The 25,088-nt window shown below is 64.1% G+C and carries 15 protein-coding genes; 14 read left to right on the top strand and 1 reads right to left on the bottom strand.

Features of this window, described 5'->3' with window-relative positions; genetic code table 11:
- Window positions 1-91: 91 nt before the first annotated feature.
- From prmA to AC6I6H_RS00375, 7 genes are all read left to right on the top strand, one after another.
- Window positions 92-1,057, top strand: a complete 966-nt coding sequence (prmA, locus tag AC6I6H_RS00345; RefSeq protein ID WP_497949232.1) for a 50S ribosomal protein L11 methyltransferase — start codon at window positions 92-94, stop codon at window positions 1,055-1,057.
- Between the two features lie 3 nt (window positions 1,058-1,060).
- Entirely contained in the window at window positions 1,061-1,774 is a 714-nt protein-coding gene (locus AC6I6H_RS00350; RefSeq protein ID WP_497949234.1) for a site-2 protease family protein, read from the top strand.
- A gap of 119 nt (window positions 1,775-1,893) precedes the next feature.
- Complete coding sequence (locus AC6I6H_RS00355) at window positions 1,894-2,667, top strand: RsmE family RNA methyltransferase (RefSeq protein WP_497949236.1); 774 nt, start codon at window positions 1,894-1,896, stop codon at window positions 2,665-2,667.
- A gap of 5 nt (window positions 2,668-2,672) precedes the next feature.
- On the top strand, window positions 2,673-4,004 hold the full coding sequence (gene mtaB, locus AC6I6H_RS00360; protein WP_497949238.1) for a tRNA (N(6)-L-threonylcarbamoyladenosine(37)-C(2))-methylthiotransferase MtaB: 1,332 nt from the start codon (window positions 2,673-2,675) through the stop codon (window positions 4,002-4,004).
- 25 nt (window positions 4,005-4,029) lie between these two features.
- The gene (locus tag AC6I6H_RS00365) at window positions 4,030-4,464 is read left to right on the top strand and encodes an NUDIX hydrolase (protein ID WP_497949240.1); all 435 of its coding nucleotides are present in this window, start codon (window positions 4,030-4,032) and stop codon (window positions 4,462-4,464) included.
- The gene (gene deoC, locus AC6I6H_RS00370; protein WP_497949242.1) at window positions 4,461-5,141 is read left to right on the top strand and encodes a deoxyribose-phosphate aldolase; all 681 of its coding nucleotides are present in this window, start codon (window positions 4,461-4,463) and stop codon (window positions 5,139-5,141) included. The genes AC6I6H_RS00365 and deoC overlap by 4 nt, the downstream gene beginning before the upstream one ends.
- A 291-nt stretch (window positions 5,142-5,432) precedes the next feature.
- A complete protein-coding gene (locus tag AC6I6H_RS00375) occupies window positions 5,433-7,130 on the top strand; it encodes a methyl-accepting chemotaxis protein (RefSeq protein ID WP_497949244.1) in 1,698 nt (565 codons plus the stop codon).
- Between the two features lie 69 nt (window positions 7,131-7,199).
- Here AC6I6H_RS00375 and AC6I6H_RS00380 read toward each other — a convergent pair whose 3' ends face one another.
- On the bottom strand, window positions 7,200-8,147 hold the full coding sequence (locus AC6I6H_RS00380) for a Na/Pi cotransporter family protein (protein ID WP_497949246.1): 948 nt from the start codon (window positions 8,145-8,147) through the stop codon (window positions 7,200-7,202).
- 86 nt (window positions 8,148-8,233) lie between these two features.
- On the opposite strand from AC6I6H_RS00380, the gene AC6I6H_RS00385 reads away from it, so the two are divergent.
- The 7 genes from AC6I6H_RS00385 (at window position 8,234) to serS (ending at window position 24,917) form a co-directional block, all read left to right on the top strand.
- Complete coding sequence (locus tag AC6I6H_RS00385; protein WP_497949248.1) at window positions 8,234-9,598, top strand: class I SAM-dependent rRNA methyltransferase; 1,365 nt, start codon at window positions 8,234-8,236, stop codon at window positions 9,596-9,598.
- Window positions 9,599-9,806: 208 nt separating this feature from the next.
- A complete protein-coding gene (gene addB / locus AC6I6H_RS00390) occupies window positions 9,807-13,682 on the top strand; it encodes a helicase-exonuclease AddAB subunit AddB (protein ID WP_497949250.1) in 3,876 nt (1,291 codons plus the stop codon).
- Entirely contained in the window at window positions 13,679-17,668 is a 3,990-nt protein-coding gene (locus AC6I6H_RS00395) for a UvrD-helicase domain-containing protein (protein WP_497949253.1), read from the top strand. Before addB ends, AC6I6H_RS00395 begins: the two co-directional genes overlap by 4 nt.
- On the top strand, window positions 17,665-18,945 hold the full coding sequence (locus AC6I6H_RS00400) for an exonuclease SbcCD subunit D (protein ID WP_497949255.1): 1,281 nt from the start codon (window positions 17,665-17,667) through the stop codon (window positions 18,943-18,945). Before AC6I6H_RS00395 ends, AC6I6H_RS00400 begins: the two co-directional genes overlap by 4 nt.
- A gap of 3 nt (window positions 18,946-18,948) precedes the next feature.
- Window positions 18,949-22,515, top strand: coding sequence for an AAA family ATPase (locus AC6I6H_RS00405; protein WP_497949257.1), 3,567 nt, complete (start codon window positions 18,949-18,951; stop codon window positions 22,513-22,515).
- Window positions 22,516-22,551: 36 nt separating this feature from the next.
- Window positions 22,552-23,172 (top strand): NUDIX hydrolase, encoded by a 621-nt coding sequence (locus AC6I6H_RS00410; protein WP_497949261.1) that lies wholly within the window; start codon window positions 22,552-22,554, stop codon window positions 23,170-23,172.
- Window positions 23,173-23,606: 434 nt separating this feature from the next.
- Window positions 23,607-24,917, top strand: a complete 1,311-nt coding sequence (serS, locus tag AC6I6H_RS00415) for a serine--tRNA ligase (protein ID WP_497949264.1) — start codon at window positions 23,607-23,609, stop codon at window positions 24,915-24,917.
- Window positions 24,918-25,088: the final 171 nt, after the last annotated feature.

The raw sequence follows: 25,088 nt of genomic DNA on the forward strand, positions 1-25,088 counted from the left end.
GCCCCGCTTGCAGGAAGCGGGCCGTTTTTTTGCCCGCGCACCGGTGCTATAGTACAATAGGTTCCATATCCATCGTTGCAGGGAGGATGCCATGCGCTGGCACGAGATTACCGTACATACAACAGACGAAGCGATCGAGATGATCGCGAATTTTTTTCATGAACAGGGAGCGGGCGGGGTGTCCATCGAGGAATCGGGCACGCTGAACAAGAAGCGGGATACCTCGCTGGGGCAATGGTACGAAAAACCGCTCAACAACATCCCGGAAGGCCGGGCCGAGATCAAGGGGTATTTTGAAGAGGGCCGCAATCCGGACGAGCTTCTTGCGGGGCTGAAGGCTCTTTTTGAAGAGCTGGCGGGCTATGGAATCAACCTGACAGACACGCGGACGGAAGCCGCCGTTGTCGACGACGCGGACTGGGCGGACGCCTGGAAAAAATACTTCAAGCCTCTGCGCATCACCGACAAGCTGACGATCAAGCCGACCTGGGAGGAATACGAGGCGGGACCGGAGGAAGTTATACTCGAGCTGGACCCGGGGATGGCGTTCGGCACCGGCACTCACGCGACAACCGCCCTTTGCCTGCGGACCATCGAGAAGGTTGTCCAGCCGGGCGACGAAGTGATCGACGTCGGAACAGGCTCCGGCATTCTGTCCATCGCGGCCGCCAAGCTGGGCGCGACCCGCGTGCTGGCTCTCGACCTCGATCCGGTGGCGGTCTCGGCCGCAAACGAAAACACTGCGATGAACGGCTTGACCGACCGGATTACGGTCCGCCTGAGCGATCTGCTCGGCGTGCTGAAGGACCCCGACGCCGAGACGGGCGTGACGCTGCCTGTGCGCGTCGTGGTCGCCAACATCCTCGCCGAAATCATCCTGACGTTCGTCGAGGACGTATACAACGCGCTCCAGCCCGGCGGCGTTTACATTGCTTCCGGTATTATCACCGCCAAGGAGAAAGCCGTCGCCGACGCGCTGAGCAAAGCCGGCTTCATCATCCGCGACACGTACCGCGATCAGGATTGGGTCGCCATCGTGGCCGAAAAGGGCCGGTGACCCATGCAGCTCGGAAGTATATTCAGCCAGCCTGAGCAAATTCCCTTTCTGCTGCTCGTGCTGATGATTGCGTTTGCCTGCCATGAATTCGCCCATGCCTACACGGCGGACCGTTTTGGCGACCCAACGCCGCGTTCGATGGGCCGGGTGACGCTGAACCCGCGCGTCCACCTGGACGTGCTCGGCACGATCCTGATTTTTCTGGTCGGGTTTGGCTGGGCCAAGCCGGTGCTGGTCAACCCGAACCACTTCCGTCGGCCCCGGCTGATGAGCATTGTCGTCTCGTTCGTGGGCCCGCTCGCCAACCTGATTCTGGTTGCGCTCGGGGTGCTGTCGCTGTATGTGCTCGACGCCTTCGGCCTGTTCGAGCGCATGTCGCCCGGCGTGCTGACGGCGGTCAGCCTGTTCCTGACGATTCACATTGCACTGAACTTGCTGCTGTTTCTGTTCAACCTGCTGCCGCTTCCGCCGCTTGACGGCTTCCGGATTCTGCTCGATCTGCTGCCGCTCGGCTTGCGGATGAAGCTGCTCGGCGTTTCCCAGTGGCTGTCGTTTGTTTTCCTGCTGCTGATCTTTTTACCTCCGCTGTATGAGGTGACTTTGGGGCCGGTCTTTGATTTGCGGTGGACAATGCTTGACGGACTAGACCATTTGTTTGCTTCCCTGTTCGGCTTTTCCTTCGACTGGGGCAAGCTGGACACGACCATTATCCGATAACGCACGCGAGCGGCCGGCGGGGGATTCCCCGGCGGTTTCGCTGGCTTTTTCGCGCGTTTCGGGGTATATTGTAGGTTGGTCCCTGGGACCCTTGATCAAGCGAAACAAGAGGAATGAGCATGCAACGTTACTTTCTTCCGGCGGACCAGTTCCGGGACGGCCGGGTTGTCATTACGGGCGACGACGCCCATCATCTGGGCCGCGTCATGCGGGCCGAGCCGGGCGACGAAGTGATCTGCTGCGACGGAAAAGGCAAATGCGCCCTGGTCCGGCTGACGGCCGTCGGCAAAACCGAAGCGGAGGGCGACATTGTGTCCCTTCTCTCCACGGACGCAGAGCCCGGCATCGACGTCTGGATCGCGCAAAGCCTTCCCAAAGGAGACAAGCTGGAGTCGGTCATCCAGAAAGGCACGGAGATCGGGGCGGCCGGCTTTCTTCCGTTCCAGTCGGAGCGGACGGTGGTCCAGTACGACGCGAAGAAGGAAGAGAAGCGGCTGGAGCGCTGGCGCAAGATTGCCAAGGAGGCGGCCGAGCAGGCGCACCGGGGAGCCGTGCCGGCAGTCGAGGCTCCGGTTGGCTGGAAGGCGCTGCTGGGGCGGGCGGCGGCTGCGGATCTCGCGGTCCTTTGCTACGAGAAGGAAGCGGGGCTTCACCTCGGGTCGCTGCTGAAGCGTTCGGCCGACCGGTGGAAAACCCCGGGGGCGGACGGGACAAAACGCACGATAATGGTCATTGTCGGCCCGGAAGGCGGCTTCACCGAACGGGAAGCGGCCGAAGCGGAAGCGTCGGGCTGCGAAGTCGCGGGCCTCGGGGCCCGCATCCTGCGGACGGAAACCGCCGGCATGGCGGCTTTGGTCGGCATTTTATACGAATACGGCGAATGGGGAGGTTGATTTTTGTGCCTACCGTGGCTTTTCATACCTTGGGCTGCAAAGTGAATTACTACGAAACCGAAGGCATCTGGCAGATGTTCAAGAACGAAGGGTACGAGCAGACCGACTTTGAATCCCCTGCCGACGTTTACGTCATCAACACCTGCACGGTTACCAACACCGGCGACAAGAAAAGCCGGCAGATCATCCGCCGCGCCGTCCGGCAAAACCCGGACGCGGTCGTTTGCGTGACGGGCTGCTACGCGCAGACCGCCCCGAACGAAGTGGCGGAAATTCCCGGCGTGGACATCGTGGTCGGCACGCAGGACCGCGACAAGCTGCTGCCGCTGATCGACCGGTTCCGCGTGGAGCGCGTGCCGATCAACGCCGTGCGCAACATCATGAAGACGCGCGAATTTGAAGAAATGAACGTGCCCGAGTTTTCCGACCGGACGCGCGGGTTCCTCAAAATACAGGAAGGCTGCAACAACTTCTGCACCTTCTGCATCATCCCGTGGTCCCGCGGGCTTTTGCGCAGCCGCAAGCCGGAAAACGTGATCAGCCAGGCGCAGCAGCTGGTGGAGGCGGGCTATCGGGAAATCGTGCTGACGGGCATTCACACCGGCGGCTACGGGGAAGACCTGGACGGCTACGGGCTTGACAAGCTGCTGCGCGACCTCGACCGTGTCGACGGGATTGAGCGCATCCGGATCAGCTCGATCGAAGCGAGCCAGATCACGGAAGGCGTGCTGGAGGTGCTGGGCAGCTCCGACAAGCTTTGCCGCCACTTCCATGTGCCGCTGCAGGCGGGAGACGACGCGGTGCTGAAGCGGATGCGCCGCAAGTACACGACGGCGGAATACGGCGAGAAAATCGCTCGGATTCACGACATTTTCCCGGATGTCGCGGTCACGACGGACGTCATTGTCGGCTTCCCGGGCGAAACCGATGAAATGTTCGAGAACGGCCGCCGGTTTATGGAGCAGATGGCGTTTTCGGAAATGCACGTGTTTCCGTATTCCAAACGGACGGGCACGCCGGCCGCGCGGATGGAAGACCAGATCGAGGAAGACGTCAAGAATGAGCGGGTGCAAAGCCTGATCCGGCTGTCCGAGCAGATGCAGCTCGCTTATGCCGGCAAGTTTGCGGGTCAGACGCTGACCGTCATTCCGGAGGGGCCTTACAAGGAAATGCCGGGCAGCGGCATGATCGCGGGATATACGGACAATTACCTGCACGTCGCGTTTCAGGGGCCTCCGGAGCTTTGGCGGCAGCCTGTAAACGTCCGGATCGTGGAGCCGGGCGCAAGCGTCTCCTTCGGAACGCTCGTGCCTTCTCCGCTGAAAGCTACGGTTTAACAACAGTCGGCAGGAGGATGTTTCGATGAAAGTTATCTCCGCAGGAGGAGTCGTGTGCCGCAAACAGGCGGACGGAGCGGAGGGCTGGGAAATCCAGCTCATTCAGGACCGCTTCGGCAAAATCACACTTGCGAAAGGCAAGCTGGAGGACGGCGAAACGGTGGAGCAGGCGGCGCTCCGCGAGATCGAGGAGGAGACGGGAACGGTCGGCCGCATTATCCGCCCGCTCGCCGTGATCTCCTACGAGGACACCGTCCACCATTCCGATAAAGAAGTGCATTACTATCTGGTGGAGGCCGCGGGCGGCTCGGACAAGGTGCAGATCGAGGAAATCGCGGAGGTCGGCTGGTATACGCCCGAAGAAGCCTGGACGCTGCAAAAACAGTCCGGCTACGGCAACAACGACGAGGTGCTCCGCCGGGCATTCAAAGAATTGAAAGTGGAGGGAAGCTGGCTATGAATTACGACAACCTGACCATCGCATCCTGGATCGACCATACGCTGCTGAAGCCGGACGCAGGAGAAGCAGCGATCGAGAAGCTTTGCTTTGAGGCCATTGCAAACAAATTTCGCAGCGTTTGCGTGAACGGCAAATGGGTTAACTTCTGCGCGGATATGCTCGGGCAGTCGGACGTGAACATTGCGGCCGTCGTCGGTTTTCCGCTCGGGGCGAACCATACGCCGGTCAAGGCCTTTGAAGCGGCGGTCGCCGCGGCCGGGGGCGCCAAGGAAATCGACATGGTGCTGCCGATCGGCCAGCTGCTGGAGGGCAATCTGAAATACGTGGAAGGCGATATCCGCGAGGTGGTCCAGGCCGTGCACGGCCAGGCGATCGTCAAGGTGATTCTGGAAACCGGCTTTTTGAACGACGAGCAAAAGGTCACGGCCTGCAAAATCTCCGAAGCGGCAGGAGCCAAGTTTGTCAAAACCTCCACGGGCTTCGGTCCGGGCGGCGCCACGGCCGAGGATGTCCGGCTGATGCGGAATGCCGTTTCCGCCGGTGTGGAAGTGAAGGCCTCCGGCGGCATCCGCGACCTGGAAACGGCCGTCCGGATGATTGAAGCGGGGGCAACCCGCCTCGGCACAAGCTCGGGCGTGGCGATCCTGCGCGGACTGCAAGCCGAATCGGATTATTAAACGGCGGAAGCGCGCACCGCGCTCCGGAAGGGCTTTTTCGCCTTTCCGGGGCGCGTTTTTTCATTTTGGCGGCCAGGACCGTTATTTTTGGTCTTTTTGCTTAACAATTGGATGAATTTTGTCGAAAATATTCACAATTTCACGCAATATGTAGTAGGCAAAAAGCCTCAGGTTTAGTAAAATAATTAGTATTTAACGGAAATTTTTTGCAAGGGCCGCCCGTACAGAGAAAAAAAGCTTCGTACGAAAGAGAGATCGGCGGCCCGATCATCCATTCGGGAGGAAGCGGAAATGAAGTTCGGTCTGAAGTTTAAACTGCTTTTAATGCTGGGCATCGTCATCGTGGCCGGGAATGCGGCGACGGCGGTGTACTCCGCCCTGGAAATGAAACAAGCCACGGAATCGCAGCTGAAGCAATTCGTGGAAACCAGCTTTAAGACCGGCATGGAACTGTTGGAAGAGAAAAACCCGGGAGAATGGCGGGTGGCGGAAGGAAAGCTGTTCAAAGGCGAGCAGCCGATGAACGGAAACAACGCCATGATCGACAATCTCGTTCCGCGGCTTGGCAACGACGGCATCCGGATTTCCATCACGCAGGACGAGACGGTTGTGGCCACCAATATTGAGGAGAACGGTGAGCGCGCGGTCGGCTCAAAGGTGCAGGAGAAAGTCGCCAAGAACACGCTGCTGAACGGCGAAACCCTCGCCGATTACAACACAATCGGCGGCCAGCGTTACTATTCGTTTACGGCTCCTCTTCAATCCGGAGACGGCACGACGGTCGGCGCGATCATGTTCGCCGTATCCACGGCGGATTCGGACAAGCTCTCCGCCCGCTTCATCTCCAACCTGATTATGATCGGCATCGCCCTGGTCGTTGCGCTTCTGCTGGCCGCCTACTTCTTTACGGGCCGCCTCATCCGCCTCCTTTCGAAAGTCAGCGCGCTTACCAACCGCATCGCGGCGGGCGATCTTCGCGGCGAGCCGCTGCACGTGAAGGCGAAGGACGAAATCGGAGAAGTGGCCGCCTCGGTGAATGTGATGGTGCAGAGCCTGCGTTCCCTGATCGGAAAAGTCGATCTGGCCGCAGAAGAAGTGGACAAGGCTTCGAGCCAGCTGGCCGTCAGCGCGGAGGAAGCGAAGGCGGTCACCGCGGAGATAACGGAATCGCTGAACATGCTGTCCTCCACGTCGGACAACCAGGCCCGGATAGCGGAGGACGGGGCAAATGCGGTTTCCGAGCTGGCAAACGGTGTCCAGGGGGTCGCTTCGGCGGCCGGATCGGTTTACAGCGAGTCGAACAACATGTCGGAACGCGCGGAAGCGGGCATTTTGTCCGTCGAATCCGCCGTGAAGCAGATGGAGGTTATTTCGGTGACGGTGTCCCAAACCTCCGAATCGATCCGGCATTTGAACCGGATGTCCGAGGAAATCGAGCAGATCGCCAGCGTTATCGGCGAAATCGCCTCGCAAACGAACCTGCTGTCGCTGAACGCGGCGATCGAAGCGGCCCGGGCCGGGGAGTACGGACGCGGCTTTTCCGTGGTAGCGGAAGAGATCCGCAAGCTCTCGGGGCAAACGGAAGAATCGGCCAAGCGGATCAGCGGGCTCGTTGCGGAAGTGCTGGAAGCGGCCGGCAGCGCCAACACTTCGATGATGCAAGGGGAAAAAGAATTCGCCGAAGGCTTCAAACGGGTGGAGCGGGCGAGCGAGTCGTTCCGCCTGATTGCGGAAAGCGCGCGCAGCGTCACCGAACGGATGCAGGAGATGTCCGCCTTCACGGAGCGGATGTCGGCCAGCACCGAGGAGGTCGCCGCTTCGGTCGAGGACATCTCCGGCAGCGCCCGCCAGGCGTCCACCGGCGTTCATGGTGCGGCCGCCATGTCCGAGGAGGAAATGGCGACCATGGAAGAAGTGGCCCATTCCGCCCAGGCTCTGCAGGAGCTGGCGGCCGGGTTGCGTCAGGAGCTCGATCAGTTTAAGCTATAAGAAGTCGAACTTTCGGCCGGCGGCGGCTAGAGCCGTCTGGCCGAAAGCTGTTTTTCGGACCGAACGGGACTAGTCCGCCGTCCGCTTGCGGAGGACGGGCAGATAGCAAAGCGGGAGGGCGGCAAGCGAACAGGCCACGTTGAAAATGGTTTGGGCGCGGGCCATCTGGGCGGCCGGATCGAAGCTCATGCCGGCCACCAAGTCCGCCAGAAGCGGAACGAGCGGGTAGAACAACGCGGCGCCGCCGATGTTGAGCAGCGTGTGAAACCAGGCGACGTAAGCGCCGTACCGGCTTCCGCCGATACTGGCGATAAGCGCGGTGATGCAGGTGCCGACGTTGGCGCCGAGAATGACGGCAATGCCCAGCTCCGGCGGGAAGACGCCGGCGGCGGCAAGGCTCATGGTCATCGCAATGGCGGCGGCGCTGCTGTGAATCAGCGCGCTGACAACCGCGCCTGCGAGAATGCCCCACAGCCGGCTTTCCTGCGACTGGCGCACCAGCCAATCGAGCAGGCCGCGGGCCTCCAGCTCCGGCGCGATGCCCTGCATGACGCCCATGCCGAGCAGGACGCAGGCGAATCCGGCGGAGGCGGCGGAGGCGAACCCGACCGTTTGCGCGTGGCGTACGCGGCCGTCCAGGAGCAGACCCGCCACGGCGGCGGCCGAAGAGAAGAACAGGAGCGGCAGCGCGACCCGGCCCAGCTCCAGGCCAAGCAGTTCGGTGGTCAGGCACGTCCCGATGTTCGTGCCGAGAACGACCCCGAGCGTTTGCGAGAATTTCATCAGTCCGGCGTTGACAAGTCCGATGGAAATGACCGTGACGGCCGTGCTGCTCTGCAGCACGGCCGTCAATGCCGAGGACGTGAGCATGCCGCGGGCGGGCGTCCGGGTAAACCGGCCCAGCCAAACCGGCAGCCGCGGACCGGCAGCCCGGTTCAAGGCATATTCCATCGTTTTCATACCGAACATAAACAAAGCGAATCCTGCCAAAATCGGCACAATCAGGTGCTGGAGCATCGGACGGAAGGTCCCTCCTTCGGCCGGACAACCCGGGTTTGTACACTATATGATCAGAACGCCATCCCCATGATAGGAGCGAAGCCATGAACGGAATCTATTTGCAGCGGGCCCGCAAAAAAAGACTGGAAGAAGGGCACCCGTGGATTTTTGAGAATGAAATCGAGCGGGTGGAAGGAACGGCAGAGCCGGGCGACGTCGTCCCGGTTTACAATCATCTGGGCCGTTTTCTGGCGGCCGGCTATTACAACCCGCAATCCCGCATCCGGGTGCGCGTGATCGACTACACCGGGCAGCCGGAAATGGACCAGGCCTTTTTTGCCTCGCGGTTTGCCCGCTGTCTGGAGCACCGCCGGCGTTTTCTGCCGGATGCGGATGCATGCCGGATGGTGTACGGCGAAGCGGATTTTCTGCCGGGGCTGATCGTGGACAAGTTCGCCGGCGTGCTCGTCGTACAGATTCTGACGCTCGGCATGGACCGGCGCAGGGCGGAGATTGTGGCCGCGCTGGCGGAGGTTTTCGCCCCCGAAGGGATCTACGAGCGCAGCGACGTCTCCGTCCGGCAGCTGGAAGGGCTGGAGCCGAAGGTCGGCGTGCTGTACGGTACGGTGCCGGAGCGGGTGCGGATCACCGAGAACGGCTTGCAGATCGAGGTGGATGTGATCGGCGGGCAAAAAACGGGGTATTTCTTCGACCAGCGGGAAAACCGGGCTTCCATCGAGCCGCTGATGAAGGGCTGGGGAGCGCGGAGCGGCATTCGCGTGGAAGAGCGGCAGACGGAAGAAGGGACGGTTCGCGTCCCGGTCAATGCCGGGGGCAAGGAAGTGACCTTTCCTTATTGGGACGGAGCCACCGTTCTGGAATGCTTCGCCCACACCGGAAGCTTTACGCTGCACGCCTGCAAGTACGGAGCCAAAAAGATCACCTGCCTGGACGTTTCCGAGCATGCCATCGAAAGCGCGAAGCGCAATGCGGAGCTGAACGGCTTTGCCGAGCGGGTGGAGTTTGTCGTCGCCGACGCATTTGAATACCTGCGCGCGCAGGTTCAGGGGCTGGACGACCGCAAGGCGCGCGCGGCGGCGGGCGGGAAAAAGGTCGATACCTCCAAACCGCTCGCGCCGGGAGGACGCACCTGGGACGTCGTCATTCTGGACCCGCCCGCGTTCGCCAAAACCCGGGGCGCCGTTGCCGGCGCCTGCCGGGGCTACAAGGACATTAACCTGCAAGGCATGAAGCTGGTAAACGAAGGCGGGTATCTGGTTACCGCCAGCTGCAGCTATCATGTGAGCCCGGACCTGTTTCTGGAGACGATCGCGGAAGCCGCCCGGGACGCGGGCAAAACGCTCCGGCTGGTGGAATTCCGCGCGGCCGGGAAGGACCATCCCCGGCTTCTGGGTGTCGACGAAGGAAATTACTTGAAGTTTGCCGTGTTTGAGGTGCGAAGCAAATAGGCGTCTCCGAATCGAACAACCGAATACCGGTTTGCCTTCGGGCAGGCCGGTTTTTTATCCGCCGCCGACCGAACGCTTGTTCCATTTTTACGCAGAAAGGTCTATTATCTTTTGAAGGGCGCTTGATGCCGGCAGACGGCATTCGGGAGAGACGAAACGGAGATTATGCTAGAATATATAGAGATGCATTTTTGGAGGAGGGGCCGTTTTGGGACTGCATTTTGTGATCGGACGGGCCGGCAGCGGGAAAACCGGCTATTGCCTGGACGCCATTAACCGGCTGTTGGACGAGGAACCGGCGGGAGCTCCGCTTCTGATGATCGTGCCGGAGCAGGCGACCTTTCAGTATGAGCAGGCGCTTGCGGCAAGAAGCGGGTCGGCCGGGTTTATCCGCGCCCAGGTGTTCAGTTTTCCGCGGCTGGCCTGGAAGGGCATGCAGGAGATCGGAAACACCGCCGCCGTACCGATTAACGATTTGGGCAAAACGATGCTTTTGCAGCGTCTGATCGATAAGCACGAAGAACGTTTGGCCGTATTCCGCCAGGCGGACGGGAGACTGGGCGTCGCATCCTCCTTGAACGGGCTTTTTAAAGAACTGCGCCAAAACGGGCTGCCCGCCTCGGCGCTGCAAGCGCACGCGCCGGTCCAAACCGGACGGACGGAAGCGAACGGGACGGGGCATTTGGAGGAAAAGCTTGCGGAGCTGCAGCTGCTTTACGGCGATTATGAACGGGAGCTGGCCGGGAAATACCTGGACAGTGAAACCTTTCTCGACCGGCTGGCGGAGGGCGTGCGGCGGCTGGATTGGCTGAAGGCTGCGAGGGTGTGGGTAGACGGCTTTTTCGGCTTTACGCCGCAGGAGAGAGAGGTGCTTGCGCAGCTGTCCGCCCACTGCCGCGAGGTGCATGTCGCGCTGTGCCTGAACCGGCCTTACCGCCCGGGGGAACGGCCCGACGAATACGAGCTGTTCCATTCGACGGCGCGTGCCATGTCGGGGCTGTCCGAACGCGCGCTCGCGCTCGGGGCGGAGCTGGACGAGCCGACGCTGCTCGACGGCGGCGGGCCGCTTCGCTTCCGTCAAACGCCGTCTCTCGCCCATCTGGAGCGCCGGTTCGAGAGCCGGAGCGCCGCCCGGCGCGCGGTGTACGCCGGAGAACCCGACGGCGGCATCGTGCTTGCGGCGGCCGTCAACCGGCGTGCCGAAGCGGAGGGCTGCGCCCGGGAAATCGTCCGTCTCGTCCGCGACGAAGGCTGCCGTTATCGCGACATGTCCGTCCGGGTTCGCAGCCTGGGGGATTACGCGGATCTTCTGGAGCAGGTTTTTTCGGATTTTCAGATCCCGCACTTCCTGGATCGCAAACGTCCCGTGCTGCATCATCCGCTGGTGGAATTCATCCGCTCTTCGCTGGAGATCGTGAGCCGCGATTGGCCTTATGAAGCCGTTTTTCGCTGCGTCAAAACGGATTTGCTCCTGCCTTTGGCCGCCGAAGGCGAAGCGCAGGAGCAGGCGGACGCTTCCGCGCATGAGCCGAATGCGGACGGCGAAGCCGGTTTGACCCGGCGGAGCATGGACCTGCTCGAAAACCATGTGCTGGAGAGAGGCATCCAGGGCGGCCGCTGGAAAGACGGAAAAGCATGGGAATTCGCGCCTCCTGCGCCGCTTGACGAGCTGGAGGAAGCCGATCGTCCCGCCGCACGTGCCTTCGGAGAAGAAGAGCTGGAGCGGCAGCGCGCCATTCTCGCCGCCCGGGGCCGGATTGTCGGCATCCTCGGCGGGTTCGAGCGCGACATGAAGCGGGCGAAAACGGTGCTCGACATGGCGGCGGCGCTCTATGCGCTGCTGGAGCGGTGCGGCGTGCCCGAACGCTTGCAGCGGCAGGCCGATGCGGAAATGGAACGGGACCCGGAAAAGGCGCGCGAGCTGGCGCAAATCTGGGACAGCGTGATCGACCTGATCGACCAGCTGACCGAGGTGCTGGGAGAGGAGGAAATCGAACCGGAACGGTTCGCCCGTCTGGTGGACGCGGGGCTGGAGGACCTGTGCCTCGCCCTGGTTCCGCCCGCGCTCGATCAAGTGCTGATCGGCTCGATGGACCGCACGCGCACCAGCCAAAAAAGCTACACCTTTATCCTCGGCGCTAACGAAGGCATCCTGCCTGCGAAGCCCCAGGAGGACGGCGTGCTGACGGACGCGGAGAGGCTGCGTCTGGAGGAGACGGGCCTTGAGCTGCCCGGCGGGGCGAGAAGGAAGCTGCTGGACGAGCAGCTGCTCCTGTATGCCAATCTCTGTTCGCCCTCCCGCGCGCTTTGGGTAAGCTATTCGCTGGCCGACGACGAGGGCAAGGCGATGCTTCCTTCCGAGGTTGTCCGGCAGCTCGGCTTGATGTTCCCTTGGGCGAAAGAGGCCGAACGGGTGCTGGAAGCCGGCCCGCCGGCGGGCGCGGACGCGGAGGAAACCGCCGATTACCTGACGCACGGGGAGCGGGCGATTGCCGACCTCGGCAGCCGGCTGCGCGATTACCTGAACGGCGAAGCCATCCCTGGCGTCTGGTGGGACGTGTACAACTGGTTCGCCGCCCGTCCGGAGTGGGCGCCGCAGCTGCTTTCGCTGGGCCGATCGCTGACGTACGGCATTCCGGGCGAGCGGATCGTACCCGCTACCGCCAGGCTGCTGTACGGGGAGACGCTCCGGGCGAGCGTATCGCGGATGGAACGGTTCACGGCCTGTCCGTTCCACCATTTCGCCTCGCACGGCCTTCGCCTGGAGGACCGGAAGCTGTTCCGCCTGGAAGCGCCGGACATCGGCCAGCTGTTCCATGCGGCGCTGTCCCAGGTCGCGCGCGAGCTGCTGTCGGCGGGAGCGGACTGGCAATCGCTGCCGGCGGAGCTGGTCCGGCAGAGCGCCCTTTCGGCCGCCGACCGGATCACGCCGAGGCTGCAGGGCGAAATCCTGCTCAGCTCGAACCGCTACCGCTACATCGCCCGCAAGCTGAAGGACATCGTCGCGCGGGCTTCGGCGGTTGTGGCCGAGCATGCGCGCGGCAACGGCTTTTACCCGGTCGCGCTGGAGCTCGGCTTCGGACCGGGGCAGCAGCTTCCGGCGCTCTCTTTCCCGCTGTCCGGCGGCGCGCGCATGGAAGTGGCCGGCCGGATCGACCGGGTGGACCGCGCGGAAGGCGAGAAGGGCATGTTCCTGCGCGTCATCGATTACAAATCAAGCCCGCACAATCTGGAGCTGTCCGACCTGTACAACGGCTTGTCTCTCCAGATGCTGACCTATCTGGACGTTGTGCTCACTCACTCGGAGCGATGGCTGGGCCAGCCGGCCCAGCCGGCCGGGGTGCTTTATTTTCATGTGCACAACCCGCTTCTTTCCCTTCCGAACGGGCTGGATGCGGCGGCGGCGGAAGCCGAGCTGCGCCGGCGGTTCAAAATGAAGGGGCTGCTTCTCGCCGACATGGAAGCGATCGGGCTGATGGACGCGAAGCTGAAGAACGAAACGGGAGTCTCCGACATTATTCCGGTCGGCATCAAGAAGGACGGCGGCTTCCGCAAAGGCTCGTCCGTCGCTTCCGCCGGCCAATGGGACCTGATGCGCTCGCACGTCCGCAGGACGGTGCGCGGCATCGGGGAAGGGATTATGACGGGCGCCGCGGACATTCAGCCCTACCGGCAGGACAAGAAGCTCGCCTGCACCTTCTGCTCCTACCGGCCGGTCTGCCAGTTTGACCCGAACCTGCCCGGCGCGGAGTACCGCAGCTTTCCCAGCCTGCAGGCCGACGGCGTCTGGCAGTCGATGGCGGGAAGCGAGGCAGCGGCGGCGTCGGAAAGCCGGGAAGTGACCGGCGGACCGGACCCGGCCGGCAAACGGGAGTCCGTGCTCGGATCGGATGCGGCAACGGAACCGGACCTGAAAGCAAAACGGTACATTCCGCCTTCCGCGCGCATGAAGCCGGAGCCGGAAGGCAGATCGGCCAAAGGGGAAGCCGCCGCAAAAGAAGCCGCTCCGTCCATTGGCGGTACGGACGAGGAAGAACAAGCCGGGACACGCGAACCGGAAGAGAAAGGAGGAGACGCGAAGTGACGGATACCAAACGGGGCATTAGCCCCAAGCCGGACGGTGCGGCATGGACCGACGAGCAGTGGGAGGCGATTGCGGCCGGAGGCCGCAACATTCTGGTCGCCGCCGCCGCCGGGTCCGGAAAAACCGCCGTGCTCGTGGAACGGATCATCCGCAAAATCGCCGACGAGGACAATCCGCTGGACGTCGACCGCCTGCTCGTCGCCACCTTTACGAACGCGGCGGCCTCGGAAATGCGCGAGCGCATCCGCATGGCGCTGGAGAATAAGCTGGAGGAACGGCCCGACTCGCGCCACCTTCGCGCGCAGCTGGCGCTGCTTCCGCGGGCGGCGATCACGACGCTTCACTCCTTCTGCCTGGAGGTGATCCGCAGCCACGGGCGCGGCGTCGGCCTGGACCCGGGCTTCCGTATCGCCAACGAAACCGAAGCCGAGCTGATGAAGCAGGAGCTTCTGGAAAAGCTGGTGGACGATTATTACGCAGCCTCCGAGGAGGGCGGCGGCTTTTGGAAGCTGGCGGACGGCTACGGCGGCGAAAAGGGAGACAGCGAGCTGTTCCGGCTCGTGCTGACGCTGTACGAGGCGTCGCTCAGCCATCCTTCTCCGGCCGGTTGGCTGCGGGAAATGGCGGGACGCTTTGACGGGGAGTCGAGCGGAGAGGCTCTGGAAGCGTGGCTGGCGCCCCTGCGCGCCGACGTGCGGCTGGAGCTAGGCGGAGCGGCAGGTCTGCTGCGCGAAGCGCTGCGGGTGACGGAGCTCCCGGGCGGCCCGGCTCCTTACCGGGAAAACCTGACGGACGAGCTCGACAAACTGGACCTCCTTGCGGAGCTTTGCGGCGGGGAATGGGACAGGCTGCACCGGGCGTTTCAGGAGCCGGTTTTCGGCAGGCTGAAAGCGTGCCGGGGCGACCAGTACGAGAAGGAGCTGCAAACGGCGGCGCAGGAGCTGCGCAATGCAGCCAAGAAAGCGGTCGAGAAGCTGCGGACGGAGCTGTTCGAGCGCGACACCGCCGCGTACCTGGAGGAGCTGCGGCGGACCGCGCCGGCCATGCATGCGCTGGTCGAGCTTGTGCTGGCATTCGCCGACCGTTTCGGCGCGGCCAAACGCGACCGGGGCCTGGTCGACTTTTCCGACCTGGAGCATTATGCGCTCGCCATCTTGTCCGGCGGATTGGAGTCGGACGGGTCTCTGATTCCCTCGGATGCCGCGCTCGAATACAGGGAGCGCTTCGAAGAGGTGCTGCTGGACGAGTACCAGGACACCAACCGCGTACAGGAAGCCATTGTCGGGCTGATCGCCCGGCCCGGCGAAGGCAACCGGTTTATGGTCGGGGACGTCAAGCAGAGCATCTACCGGTTTCGGCTCGCGGAGCCCGGGCTCTTTCTGGCCAAATACAAAAGCTACCGCAAGCAGGCGAAGGAAGGCGGCCTTCGGATCGATCTGGCCCGGAACTTCCGCAGCCGCCGCCAGGTAACCGAAGGGGTCAACCTTGTGTTCCGGAAGGTGATGGAGGAGGCGGTCGGCGAAATCCGCTACGACGAAAGCGCGGAGCTGGTGTACGGGGCTTCTTATCCCGAAACGGAGCAGGACCTGTCGGTCGAGCTCGCCCTGATCGACAAAAGCGCGGCGGCGCAGCGGACTCCGGAAGCGGAGGACATGGAGACCGCCTGGCGTGAGGCTGCGGCGGCGAGAGACGAAGCGATCGCGGCGGCGGCCGGCGGGGAGACCGCCCGGGAGTCCGGGCAGGACGACGCAGCGGAGCCGGCCGAGGAGCGGCTGGAGGAGGAAACGGCCAAGCTGGAAGCGAGGCTGATCGCAGAGCGCATCCGGCAGCTGGTCGGAGCGGACGGGGGCCGCCCGTTCCTCGTGTCCGGCAAAGGCGGCGTGCCGCCGCGTCCGGCGACCTACCGGGACATCGTGATTCTGCTCCGCTCCACCCAAAGCTGGGGCGCGATTATCGCCGAGGAGTTGAAGAAACAGGGCGTACCCGTATACGCGGAAACGAAAACCGGGTATTTCGAGGCTGTCGAGGTCGAGAACGTCATGTCGCTTCTCAAGGTGACGGACAACCCGTATCAGGACATTCCCCTGGCGGGGGCGCTGCGTTCGCCCGCCGTCGGATTAAACGCGGAGGAACTGGCCCGCATTCGTCTTTCGCGAAAAGCGGGACGGTATTACGACGCAGTTTTGGCCTTTGCCGACAGCGACGACGCCTCGTTCCCGGAAGCGGAGCGGCCGGCGCTGGAAGCGGCGCAGAACAAAGTGCGCCGGTTTCTCGGCCTGCTCGCGAAATGGCGGGAGGAGGCGCGGAGCGTTCCGGTGGCCGAACTGATCCGGACGATTTACAAGGACACCGGCTATTACGACTTTGTCGGCGGCTTGTCCGCCGGAACCGAACGGCAGGCCAACCTGCGGGCGCTCTACGACCGGGCGCGGCAGTACGAGGCGACCTCGTTTCGCGGGCTGTTCCGTTTCCTCCGGTTTATTTCCCGCATGAGGGAAAGCGGGGGCGATCTCGGCGGCGCCAAAGCGCTCGGCGAACAGGAAAATGTGGTGCGCATTATGACCATCCACAAGAGCAAGGGGCTGGAATTCCCGGTTGTGTTTGCCGCCGGGCTTGCGCGTCCGTTTAACCGGATGGACCTGAACGGCGCTTTTCTGATCCACAAGGACTTGGGCTTTGGTCCCCGTTACGTCGACCAGGAGCTGCGCATTTCCTATCCGACTGTGGCGGCGCTGGCCATTCGCCGCCGTCTCCGGATGGAGCTGCTCGCCGAGGAAATGCGGGTGCTCTACGTCGCCCTGACGCGCGCCCGGGAAAAGCTGGTGCTCGTCGGAACCCTCAAGCAGCCCGCCAAGCAGCTGTCCCGCTGGTCGCTCGCGTCGCATGCGGCCGAAGGTCCGCTTCCCGATTACGAGCTGGCCGGAGCGGGCAGCTTTCTCGACTGGATCGGGCCGGCCGTTTACCGGCATCCCGATGCGGAGCCGCTCCGCCGGCTGGCCGGGGAAGGCGCGGCGGCAGCGGAGGACCGTACCTCCGGGGAGCGGGACGGCTCCAGCTGGCGGATGACGGTCCGGCCCGCGTCCGATTTTGCGGTGCGGGAGGACGAAGCGGAAACGGCCGCCGTGCCGGACAGCGATTACCGCCTGAACGCGCTGCTTGAGCTGAAGCCGGTGCTCCACACGGCCTCGGAAGCGGGGCTCCGGGCGCTGGTGGAGCACCGGCTGTCCTGGACCTATCCGCACCCCGACGCGGCGCGGATCATGACCAAAACGAGCGTAACGGAAATCAAGCGGCTGGCCGAGCGCAACGCCCCGATGCGCAATCTCGGGGCGGAGCCCGGCGAAGGAGAGGCCATTCATGCCGTTCCGGGGACCAAGGGCTTTGCCCGGACCGCTTTCCGCCGGCCGCGGTTTGCGGAAACCCGCCGCCTGACCGCCGCCGAACGGGGAACGGTCCTGCATGCCGTCATGCAGCGGCTCAGCCTCCGTCCCGGACTGGATCTGGCGGAGGTCGAAGAAACCGTCCGCCGGATGACGGAGCTGCGGCTTCTGACGCCCGAGCAGAGCGAAGCGGTCGAGCCGGCCCGGATTGCGGCGTTCTTCTCGACGCCGATCGGGCGACGTTTGCTGGCCGCGGGCCAAATCTGGCGGGAGGTGCCGTTTACGCTAAGGCTGTCCGCGGGAGAAATTTACCGGGGCCTGAACGAGTCCGACGGCAAGGAGCCCGTTCTAGTGCAGGGCGTTATCGACTGCTTGTTTGAAGATGCCGAAGGATTGATTTTGCTCGACTACAAAACCGATGACTTGAGCTTCCGTTCGGCGGAGGAACGCGCGGAGCGCTACCGGCCCCAGCTGGCCCTGTACGCCCGCGCCGTGGAACAAATCTGGAAGCGGAAGCTGGACGGTACGTTCGTTTACTTTTTCGACGGCTCGGTTACGGTGGACATGAACGCCGGCGCAGCCGGTTTTTCGGGGAGGATTTTATGAGGATTTTGCATACCGCCGACTGGCATTTCGGCCGTTCGCTCGAAGGGCGCAGCCGGCTTGCCGAGCAGGAGGCGTTCATGGACGAGCTGGTGCGGATTGTCCGCGAGGAAGCGGTCGATCTGGTGCTGGTCGCCGGCGACGTGTACGATACGGTCAACCCGCCGTCCGCGGCGGAAAAGCTGTTTTTTGACGGCTTGGCTCGTCTGGCGGACGGCCACGCCCGCCCGGTGGCGGTCATCGCCGGGAATCACGACAACCCGGAACGGCTTGCGGCCGCTTCGCCGCTGGCCGGGAAATACAACATTCACCTGGTCGGGTATCCCGAGCCGAGGCTGATCGACATCGGCATCGCCCGGACCGGCGAGCGCGCCAAGCTGTTCGCGCTGCCGTATCCTTCCGAATCCCGGTTGAAGGATATGATTTCCGAAGAGGCGGACGAAGCCAAACTCCAGTCCGCGTATGCGGAGCGGATCAAAAAGATCGTGGCCCGGCAGTGCGCAGGCTTTGCGGAGGACACGGTGAATCTGATCATGAGCCACCTGTTTGTGTTCGGCGGGGACACCAGCGATTCGGAGCGTCCCATCCATCAGCTCGGCGCGGCGTATGCGGTCGACACCGATGCGCTGTGCGCGGGCGCGCAATATGTGGCGCTCGGCCATCTGCACCGGCCGCAGCAGCTTCGCGCCCCGTCGCCGATCCGCTATTCCGGCTCACCGCTCGCGTACAGCTTTTCGGAGGCCGGGCAAACCAAATCGGTGGTCATCGCCGACATCGAGCCGGGCAAGCCGGCCGACATCCGGGAGCTTTATTTGACCTGCGGCATTCCGCTGGTCCGCTGGAAGGCGACGGGCGGCATCGGCGAGGTGTACCGCTGGTGCGACGAAGGGAAGGACACGCGGGCATGGGTCGATTTGACCCTGCACCTCGACGACACGCTGTCGATGGAGCAGATTCAGAACCTGCGCAAGCTGCACGGCGGCATCGTGAACATCCGCCCGGTGTTCCCGGAGCGGGAAGCCGAGAGCCGGCTGGAGGCGGGCGAGGCGCTGCCGGTCGACGAGCTGTTCCGCCGCTTTTACGCCCATCAGACCAAAGGCGCACAGCCGGAGCCGGAGCTGGTCTCCCTTTTTATGGACCTGCTTGCGGAAAGCGGCGGGGCGGAAGGGGAAGAAGGCCAGGCGGACCGCGATTTGTCCGGAGAGCAAGGGCGGCGGCACCCGCGCACGGCGGAGCTCGCAGAGGGCATGCGGGAAGCCGCGGCCGGAAAGGAGGGCTGACGGATGCGTCCGATTCATTTGACCCTCGCGGGGCTGCAAAGCTACCGGGAGAAGCAGGAGATCGATTTTACCGGGCTGGAGGGAGCCGGGGTGTTCGGCATCTTCGGGCCGACCGGCAGCGGCAAATCGTCGATTCTCGACGCGATCACGCTGGCCTTGTTCGGCGAGGTGGAACGCGCGCAAAAAGGCACGCAGGGCATCATGAACCATGCCGAAAAAACATTGAACGTTTCCTTTACGTTTGAACTGACGCATGCCGGCGGCGCGGAGCGCTACCGGGTGGACCGCCAGTTCAAGCGCGAGGACGAGGTATCCGTCTCCTCCTCCGTCTGCCGGTTGATCCATATCCGGGACGGCGAGCAGGTCGTCCTGGCCGACAAGCGCAACGAGGTCAACGCCCGGGTCCAGGAAATCCTCGGCCTCTCCATGGCCGATTTTACGCGGGCGGTCGTGCTGCCGCAGGGCAAGTTCGCGGAATTTTTGGCGCTCAAGGGAGCGGACCGGCGAAAGATGCTCCAGCGGCTGTTCCGGCTGGAGGAATACGGCGAAAAGCTGTCCAAGCGGCTGGCGCTGCGGCTGGAGGACGCCCGGCAGGCGGCGGACCGGCTGGCCGCCGAGCAGCAGGGGCTTGGCGACGCCTCGGAAGCGGCGCTGGAGGAGGCAAAACGGCGTTTTTCGGAGGCGGCCGAAGCGGCGAAAGCCTGCCGGGACGTCCGGCTCGAAGCGGAAAAGCGGCACGAGGAGCTGAAGCGCATCCGGGCTTTGCAGCTGGAGGAGGACAGCCTGCGGGATGAGCTTTCCGCGCTTTCCGTACGGGAGGCCGGTATGCTCGAGCGGGAAAACCGGCTGCGCCAGGGAGAGCAGGCGGAGAAGCTGAAGCCGCTGCTGGAGCGGCTGGAAGCGGCCGTCCGGCACCGGGCGGATTGTGAGGCGGCCAGCGCGTCTTCGGAGCGGCTGCTTGCGGAAGCCGGGGCGCGGCATGCGGAGGCCAAAGGCCTGTACGAGACCGCGCGCGAGGAACTGGCCGCCCAGGACGCGCCGCTGCAAGTGCGCTTGGAGCAGCTGGGGCAAGCGCTCGGGCTGCAAAGCGAGCTGACGGACGCCGAGCGCCGGCAGGCGGAGCTGGACGGGCAGCTGCAAGCGGCGGCGGCGCGGCACGAAGCCGCTTTGGCGGAAGGCGCGAAGGAGCGGGACATCCACCGCAAGGCGGTGGCCCGCCAGGCCGAGCTCAAGGAGCAGTTGGCCGCCGCCGAGGTGAAGCGGGCGGACCGCGAGCGGCTGTCCGCCGCCGAGCGCGACCGGCAGGAGCTGGCGGCGGCGGAGCGGCAGGCGGGCGAGCTGGCCGCCGAAGCGGCCGCCGGCGAAACGGCGCTCGCGCGGCTGCGCGAGGACGGGGCCGCTCTTCAGCGGCGGGCGGCAGAGCAGGCGGAAGCGGCGGAGCGGGCGCGGGCCGAAGGGGCCGCGCTCGCCGCCGAGGCGGCGGAGGCCGAGCGCGCATTCGCCGGGCTGCCCGGCGAGTGGACGGCCGCGCTTGCGCGGCTGCGGCACGGCAACGCCGAACGGGAGCGCCGGCGGCTCGCGGCGCAGCTCGCGCTCGGCCTCACGCCGGGCGAAGCGTGCCCGGTGTGCGGCTCGCGCGAGCACCCGGCGCCCGCGCACGGCGCGGACGACGCGCCGGATGAAGCGGCGGCGGAGTGGGAGCGCGAAGCCGGGGCCGCCCGCGAGCGCGGCTTTGCGGCGCAGCGGACGCGCTACGAGCTGGCGGCGCTGCTGGCGCGGCTTGATCCGGCTGCCGGGGCGGAGGGCGCGGAGCCGCTGCGGGCGGCGGAGGCGGACCCGGGGGCGCAGCCTCCGCATAGCGCAGACGGCGGCTTTGCCGCGGCGGAGGCTCCCGCCCTTGCGCATCAGCAGAGCGCGGGCCCTGCCGGCGAGGCGGAAGCGGACGGCATGTCCGCTTCCGCAGGCGACTCCGGCGCAGCGCTTGCCGCAGCGGCGCAGCCCGAGCCGCCCGCCGAAACGGCGGCCCGGCTGCGCGCCGCGTTTGCGGCCGCCGATGCGCGGCTCCGCGCCGCCGAAGGCGCGCTGCCGGCGTTCGCCGGACGCGTGCAGCCGCTGGCGGCCGGGCGCGAGCGCTGCGCCCGCGAGCTGGCGGAGCACGGCGCGCGGCTTGCCGCGTCGGCGGACGGCCACGCGGCACTCGCCCGCCGGGCGGATGCCGCCCGGGCCCGCGCCGCCGAGCTGCGGCAAGCCTGGACGGCGGCACACGGCGCCGGCAGCCTGTCGCCGGAGACGCTCGCCGCGGAGCTGGCCGCTCTTGCCGAGCGCGACCGCCAGGCGGAGGAGCTGCGCGAGAAGCTGCGCATCAGCGAGCCGTTTATCGAAGGAAAGCTGAACGCGATCGCGCGCTTGCAGGAAGAAGCGGATGCGCTCGACAAGGAGGCGATCCGTCTCCGGACGGAACGCTCCGCTTGTCTGGCGCAGACGGAGGAAAAGCGGGCGGCACTCCGGCAGCGGCTCGGTGAAGACCCCCGCCCGGCGGAGGCGCAGATCGCGTTCATCCGCGAACGGCTGGACGTGCTGCGCGGCCGGGAAAAAGAGCGCAAGGACGCCTTGTCCCGAGAGGAGCAAGCGCTGCAGGAGGCGGGGCACCGCGCTGCGGCCGCCCGCCAGGCGCTCGCCACGTCGGGAGAAAGCCTGACGGCAGCGGAAGCTTCCTGGACGGATGCTTTGGCCGCGTCTCCTTTTGCCGGAGTGGAGCAGGTCCGCGCCGCGCTGATCGATCCGGCGCTTGACCGGACCTGGCGGGAAGAGCTTCGCCAGTTCCGGGAACGGCAGTCGCTTGTCCGCGAGAAGCTGGCGGAGGCGGCGGCCAAGCGGGACGGCCGCAGCGTCGGCGAAGCGGAATGGAACGAAGCCGAGGAGCGGCTGCTGCAGGTCCGCAGCGAAGACGAAGCCGCACTGGAGCAAAGAGCGCGCGCGGAGCGCGACCGGGAAGACCTCGAAGCCAAACACGTCATTTGGCTCCGGCTGGAGAAGGCCAAGGCGGTTCTCGGCGAAAAGCTGGAGCGGCTGACCCGGCTGCAAGCCGTGCTGCGGGGCAACGCGTTTATCGACTTTGTCGCGAAGGAGCAGCTTTTGCATGTCAGCCGCGCCGCTTCGGAACGGCTCGGCCAGCTTACCCGCCGGCGGTACGCCATTGAAGTCGATTCGGAGGGCGGGTTCGTCATCCGGGACGATGCCAACGGCGGGATCAAGCGGCCCGTCAACACGCTTTCGGGCGGCGAGACCTTTCTTACCTCACTGGCACTCGCGCTGGCGCTGTCGGCGCAGATTCAGCTGAGCGGGCAGTACCCGCTGGAATTCTTTTTCCTCGACGAAGGCTTCGGAACCCTGGACCCCGAGCTGCTTGACACCGTGGTGAGCGCCTTGGAGCGGCTTCACCTGGACCGGCTGACGGTCGGCGTCATCAGCCACGTGCCGGAGCTGAAGGCCCGTCTGCCGAAACGGCTGATCGTGGAAGCCGCCGAGCCTGCGGGACGGGGAAGCCGTATCTCACTGGATACCATGTAGTAAAGCCAACCCTCAAAGGGACAAGGAGGAGCATGCATGCACGAACCGAAATGGTTGGAATGGGCCAAGCAAATCCAGGCCATCGCACAGGCGGGACTTACATACGGAAAGGACGTCTATGACCGGGAACGCTACGAAACGCTCCGCGCTTTGGCGGTGGACATTCTGGAAAGCTATACAGGCGTGGAGCGGGAACGAATCCGGCTGGCGTTCGCAAGCGAGGAGGGCTACCAAACACCCAAAACGGATATTCGCGGCGTTGTGTTCCGGGACGGCAAAATTTTGCTTGTCCGCGAGAAAATCGACGGCTTCTGGTCCCTTCCGGGCGGCTGGGCGGACATCGGCCTTTCGCCCAAGGAAGTCGCCGTAAAGGAAATCCGCGAGGAGTCCGGCTTTGAAACCGAAGCGGTCCGCCTGCTGGCCGTTCTGGACAAAAAGTTCCACAACCATCCGCCGGAGCCTTACCATATTTACAAATACTTTATTTTGTGCGAGATAACCGGCGGGGAAGCGTCGGACAGCATGGAAACAAGCGAGGTCGGGTTCTTCGGCGAAGACGAGCTGCCGCCGCTTTCCGTGGAGCGCAACACGGAGGCGCAAATCCGGACGATGTTCGAATTTTTGCGCCAGCCGGACAAGCCGGCCATACTGGACTGAACCGGACTGCGGAAAACGCCCGGCATCCGGTTTGCGCGTGCCTCAATAAGCAGCCGCGATTGGCGGACCGGGAGCCGGACCCTTCATTTGGTTTTGCAGCTTCACCCGTTGCACAACCGGTTTTAATCTGGTATAGTACATTACCAACAACCGAACCGATTTTAAATGCCGATGATGAGCATCCAACTCGGAGGCGTTTTCGTCAAGGAACGGCACCCGAGCAGCCTGCCCGAAGGCCAGGCCGCCGCACCGTATTCCCTAAGTTAACCGGACCGCCCGTTATCGCGGAACCAAGTGGTTCGAACCTTTCCGGGTTCGTTCAAGTTGGGTGGCACCGCGAGCAAGCGCTCCTCGTCCCAAACGGATGAGGGCGCTTTTTGTTTTTTTTGCGGCATACGCCGGCCAATCACGAACGGGAAAGGATGTGCTTGACCATGCTAGACCTGAAAACCATCCGGAAAGATCCGGGCAAAATCCAATGGACGGCCGATCGAAAAGGCATCCGTTTTTCGGTCAGCGAGCTGCTGGAATGCGACGAACGGCGCCGCGCGCTGCTTCGTCAAACGGAAGCGGTGCGGCGGGAGCGGAACGAAACGAGCGAGCGGATCGGAGCGCTGCTGCGCGAAGGGAAAACGGCGGAAGCGGAAGAACGGAAGGAGAGGGTCCGGGCCCTGAACCGGCAGTCGGAGGGGCTGGAAGCGGAGCTGGCGGAGGAGGAAAAACGTTTTTTTCGCCTGATGATGCTTGTCCCGAATCCGGTTTCGCCGGATACGCCGGAAGGCGCCTCGGATGCCGATAATGTGGAGCTCCGGCGGGTCGGGGAAGCGGCTCGGTTTGATTTCACTCCGCGCGACCATGTAGCGCTCGGGGAGCTGCACGATATGATCGACCTGGCGCGCGGCGTGAAGGTGGCGGGCACCCGGAGCTATTACCTGAAAGGTGCCGGTGTGCTGCTGCACCGCGCGGTACAGCAGCTGGCGATGGATTTGCTTCTGGAACGCGGGTTTACGTTCTTTGATGTTCCGCTGATGGTGCGCAAGGAAGCGCTGCTCAACACCGGCTTTTTTCCGCTCGGCGAGGAGCAGGCCTACGGTATCGCGGGCGAAGAAAAATGGCTTGTCGGGACTTCGGAGATTTCGCTGATTTCGTATTTCGGCGAAGAGATCGTCGATGTATGCCGTCCCGTGCGAGTGGCGGCGGCGACCTCGTGCTACCGGAGCGAAGTCGGTTCGGCGGGGCGCGACGTGCGCGGCTTGTACCGCGTGCATCAGTTTGCCAAGGTGGAGCAGGTGGTGCTCTGCGAAAACGACCACGCCGTATCGGAGCGGCTTCTTCAGGAGATCACGCAAAACGCCGAAGATTTGCTTGCCCTGCTGGAGCTGCCGTACCGGGTGGTGCAGGTGTGCACCGGCGACATGTCGCAAAAAACCTACAAGCAATACGACATCGAAACCTGGATGCCAAGCCGCGGAACCTATGGCGAAACGCATTCGTCATCAAATCTGGCCGACTTTCAGGCCAGGCGCTCGGACATCCGCTACCGGGCCGCAGACGGAACGCTGCAATACTGCCATACGCTGAACAACACCGCCGTCGCCTCGCCCCGGATTCTCATTCCGCTTCTGGAAAACCACCAGCGGGAGGACGGCACGATCTACCTTCCGCACGCGCTGCGGAAATACATGAACGGCGCGGAGGCGCTGTACCCCAAGCTGCGCCGGGCGGATAGCCTGACGCTTCAATAGACGGAAAAGGCTTATCGACCGGGAGCGGCTGCTTTCTTGATAAAAGATGACTTGCGTGCGGACCTGGTCTCGAGCGGATTAAAGTGAAATTACGCGTACTGCAAGGAAGATGCGGGCCGGTTTTTTTACCGGCCCCGCTTTTTATGTTACCGGGATGATCAACCGTGCAGC

This window comes from Gorillibacterium sp. sgz306347, assembly GCF_059735245.1.